We start from the raw sequence: 3,966 nt of genomic DNA on the forward strand, positions 1-3,966 counted from the left end.
CAACCACCTGTTCAGGACTCAAATCTTGCCAAATTAACCGTTTTATCCATTTTTTGACTTCCGGCGTTATTTTTACGGCTTTTTTAGCAAAATGACGACGAGCTAATCCCTTCAAATGAGCCTGTTCAGGACAATAGGTTTGAACTTCTTGATTTCTCTTCAATTCTCTGCTGATGGTCGACGGGCTTCGCTTAAGTGACTCAGCAATGAAACGCTGTGAAAAACCGGCTTTTTTTAAACTGGAAATCGGGTATCTTTCTGTTTCGGTCAGTTGTATATAGGTCATTGTGCATTTTCCTGTGGCGGGAAAGATGCCTACTATAGCAACTGACCGCCCTTCTGAAAAATTGCACTTATTAGTCGAATCCGCCTCTTTTTATTATCAATACATATTGTTTGTTCTTGGATATGGGGATCTTAAAGAGTATTTTTTCTCTTGATGTAACTTGAGGTTCACCTGTATCTCTTAATCTAATAAACCGAGAAAAAATAAATTTATTGAAGATCCTTAACTTATCTTTACGAGAATGAGAAGGGCACCAAGAACCATTAAACAGATGAATTGAATAATTTTCCAACTCATGCTCTGGAGTACAAAAGTAATATGATGGATAAATAATTGACCTCTCATTTAGCTGGGTTGTTAGGGAGCCATCATAAGGTGCTTGAATCCCGAATTTTTCAGAGAAATAACGACTAATGCGAACTGTATTTGTCTCCAAATCAAGACCACTTGAGGTTTCAAATCCAGCATTCTCATAATAACTCAATAAATCAGCAATGATAGAATTCCCTACTTGAGCGCCCATGACAGCAGTAATCGGGTGACAATGCCCGTCATAATTTTCATAACCACTAAAAAAATCTAAATGAAGAAATTGATCTATATTGTTAGTGATTTCAACATCGGAATCCAAATAAACTCCACCTTCATGATAAAGAGCATAAAGCCTAATATAGTCAGAAACAAATGCCCATTTTTTGTTCTGATAAGCTTGTTCTGAGTATTTATTTTTTATTTTTTCAAATTTTTCATTATTCCATTCGATTATCTTATAATCAGGAAGGTGTATCTTCCAGCTTTCAATGCATTTGAGTATTAGCTCAGACTTTGGTTGATTACCAACCCAGACATAGTGAATTTTTTTGGGGATCATTTTTACCTCAATAAATTGAATATGTACTATTGATAAGAAGTATACATGATTTGGTGTTTGCACATAACCGGTCATTTTAACCCAACTGCAATTGTTAATGAACAACTAAACCAGAATTACCAGGACCCCTGACATTCAAACAACCTGCTACTCATTTTGATAGATGGGATGGCTCGAAATGGGTAACTGGCGAATCGGCAATAAAAGATGGTGAGATTGAGCAGGCAGAGCAACTACGAGATACACTGTGCAAACACCATCACGTTATTCCAATATGCAGTTGATGTTGAATTGGCTTCGGAAGGAGACCAAACTCCGTTACTTGAATGGAAAAAGTATGTGGTATTTCTGGGCTGGATTGATGTTTCATTAACCACTAATATTAATTGGCCTCAGGTGCCAGAATGATAACAATAAGGGCTGCTTGTGCAGCCCAATGATAATAATACATATTATTGTGGCCTTTTAGGCCAGTTAATGTCTGGTGCTGATGTAACATCAATCCGGCTTAGTGATATTTGGTATTTTTCCCAAGAATGCTTTCGTTTTTGCACTTGCGCTATCGTAATACATAACTAATATCCTACAGCTAACCAGTAAAACGAGCTTTCATAGATACCATGATATATCACAACTCGATCTTTGCCTGGGCTTGTTACCACCCGTGGCAAGATAGTAAAATCCCTATGAGAGTTGTTTAGCACTGTTGCTGTAAAATTAACGCATACGACAGGAAATGTGATTGGAAAATATATAGTGCTTTCTCCTTCTATGTTATCGAAGGGCTTTAGACCCCATTGATAAATCACCCCAGTATCTCCACATTTCCACCAACCGTTAGCAGCTTTATTGGCTGTATTTTTGCTGCCATATCTCCTATCGCACTCACCTGTGGTATATGCCCCGAGTTCTCCCGGTGATGGCTTGTTCACCGAACTATATACCCGAATACCGGGTGCTTCATATACACCCTTACCGGAAATATATCCGGTTGCATCCACATTTCCGTTTACAACACCGCCAGATTTTGGATATGCCCCAACATCCCCGGCACTTAAACTGACATCCCCATTCAACGCCTTGCCATTAATTTTCCGGCTACTCGGCACCGCACTTTTCGCCAGATTCATCGTTTCCACTAAACCAATGTTTTCTGTAACCGATTAACTCACCGCAATTCTTGCCAGGGCAGCGCTTTAAAGCATTAAACGAAGCCGGATACGATAAAAATCGGGTCGATTTACGTGTCAATAAATAACCAAAATGAAGATTTAGCAAGAAATGCATTCACTATGAATAGATTGCGAACAAGTTTTGGCTAATAAATTAGCGGGTTTGCATGACTCATTTGCTCAAATCTTCAAGATCCAAATCGAGTTGGTAAGTATGATATAGAACTATTGACTCTTTCCTGATTCGCTAAATTCTACCCATGGGCTTTAACTTCATAGGATTAACGCTATTGGAACAATAGGTATCGGCTTCTGTTTTTGTTGCAGGTCATTTCATGATGGTTTCTGTACATTTTTTCACAAAATTAGCCTTTGAGGTAATTTAGCTTAAATGCTAATATTAATTTCAGGGGGAGGAAAAAAAGTGTTTAGAGTTATCTATCATGATGAAGCAGTCAAGGAAGCCGATAACTTACCGAAACTTATAAAAGTGAAGTATGATCGGCTAGTTAAAAAATTAGAAGAAAACCCTCGGCTCCTGCGGGAACCGAACACAAAGCCGCTTGGTGATGGGCTTTACGAGATCCGCACAATGGGCGGTGACATAGCTCGCGGCATTTGGGTTTATGAAGTGGGTAGCAGGATCTATATGCTTCGCATTTTCATTAAGAAAACCCAACAGACGCCAAAAAGCGAAATCGAGCTAGCTAAGCGCAGATTGGAGGAAATCAAACATGAAATTAAAAACCCATGACGAATTACATGCTGAATGGATGAAAGATCCGGAATACCGGGCAGCATACGAAGCAGAAGAACGAAAAGAAAAATTACAAGCGTTGCTAGCTGAATGGCGTAATAATGCAGGTATTACACGCGCTCAAGTGGCAGAACGTATGGGAGTTAAGCCACCGACAGTTTCTCGCATGGAAAGCAATATTAACAAAGCCAGCATAGATACTCTTGCGCGTTATGCCCGAGCCTGTGGTATCGAAAAACCCCAGATAACGCTTTAACTTTCACCCGATCTACCTGATATCAAGAAAATGGCGGGGATTTAATCCCCGCCAACTTTGGAGGTGATTATGTTTTTCTCAGTAGGTGTTGAATTTCCGAAAGATGAAAACACCGCGTATGGTTTGGTTATTCCTGCGTTGTGTACCGAAGATTATGGTTGCGAACAGTAGCGGTGTTGAACAAATCCAAGACCCTGGCTATCTGGTCTATACAAAAAACGCAGAATATCAATATATTGACAGTTGGTTTGTTATTGATGTTGATTTATCTGAATTTTCCGGAAATTAGCAGCGTATTAATATCTCGTTACCCGATACACTCATTCAGCGTATTGATAATCGAGTTAAAGAAAGCCCAACACAATATCGAGATAGAAGCCACTTTTTAGCGGAAGCAGCAAGACATGAACTTAGGTAGCACTATGGTGCACGGATGCACCATAGTGCTAAAAAGCATTCAACTGACGTCGTATGGATGCAAAGTCCGAGTTAAGTTATATACCCGTCATCTTTCAAGTTGCTTCTTTGTTGGCTGCACTCACTCACCCCGGTCACAGAGTTATCTATGCTCCCGGGGATTCGCTCCCTTGCCGCCGCGATGCATCTTGAAATCCATAGGGTATA

At 39.8% G+C, this 3,966-nt stretch carries 6 protein-coding genes and 2 pseudogenes; 4 read left to right on the forward strand and 4 right to left on the reverse strand.

Features of this window, described 5'->3' with window-relative positions; genetic code table 11:
• The coding region (locus AM629_RS20605) for a helix-turn-helix domain-containing protein (protein WP_152912046.1) at positions 1-286 on the reverse strand (286 nt) is incomplete at its 3' end.
• Between the two features lie 70 nt (positions 287-356).
• Positions 357-1,232 (reverse strand): glycosyltransferase family 32 protein, encoded by an 876-nt coding sequence (locus tag AM629_RS24820; RefSeq protein WP_072161966.1) that lies wholly within the window; start codon positions 1,230-1,232, stop codon positions 357-359.
• A 53-nt stretch (positions 1,233-1,285) separates the two neighbouring features.
• On the opposite strand from AM629_RS24820, the pseudogene AM629_RS20615 reads away from it, so the two are divergent.
• Positions 1,286-1,565 (forward strand): annotated as a pseudogene (locus tag AM629_RS20615) (tail fiber assembly protein).
• 44 nt (positions 1,566-1,609) lie between these two features.
• On the opposite strand, the gene AM629_RS25075 reads toward AM629_RS20615, so the two are convergent.
• A complete protein-coding gene (locus AM629_RS25075) occupies positions 1,610-1,711 on the reverse strand; it encodes a tail fiber assembly protein (protein WP_072161967.1) in 102 nt (33 codons plus the stop codon).
• Between the two features lie 21 nt (positions 1,712-1,732).
• Positions 1,733-2,287 carry a gp53-like domain-containing protein gene (locus AM629_RS24425; protein WP_054481631.1) on the reverse strand — a complete coding sequence of 185 codons (555 nt, stop codon included), beginning with the start codon at positions 2,285-2,287 and terminating at the stop codon, positions 1,733-1,735.
• Between the two features lie 466 nt (positions 2,288-2,753).
• Between AM629_RS24425 and AM629_RS20625 the strand changes: the two genes are divergently transcribed.
• The 3 genes and pseudogenes from AM629_RS20625 (at position 2,754) to AM629_RS20635 (ending at position 3,760) form a co-directional block, all read left to right on the forward strand.
• The gene (locus tag AM629_RS20625) at positions 2,754-3,083 is read left to right on the forward strand and encodes a type II toxin-antitoxin system RelE/ParE family toxin (protein WP_054481639.1); all 330 of its coding nucleotides are present in this window, start codon (positions 2,754-2,756) and stop codon (positions 3,081-3,083) included.
• The gene (locus AM629_RS20630) at positions 3,064-3,342 is read left to right on the forward strand and encodes a helix-turn-helix domain-containing protein (protein WP_188093414.1); all 279 of its coding nucleotides are present in this window, start codon (positions 3,064-3,066) and stop codon (positions 3,340-3,342) included. The genes AM629_RS20625 and AM629_RS20630 overlap by 20 nt, the downstream gene beginning before the upstream one ends.
• A gap of 69 nt (positions 3,343-3,411) precedes the next feature.
• Positions 3,412-3,760, forward strand: a pseudogene (locus AM629_RS20635) (type II toxin-antitoxin system HicB family antitoxin).
• The last annotated feature ends 206 nt before the right edge of the window (positions 3,761-3,966 follow it).

It is taken from the genome of Photorhabdus heterorhabditis (assembly GCF_001280945.1).
In the GTDB taxonomy this organism is placed as follows: Bacteria; Pseudomonadota; Gammaproteobacteria; order Enterobacterales; family Enterobacteriaceae; genus Photorhabdus; species Photorhabdus heterorhabditis.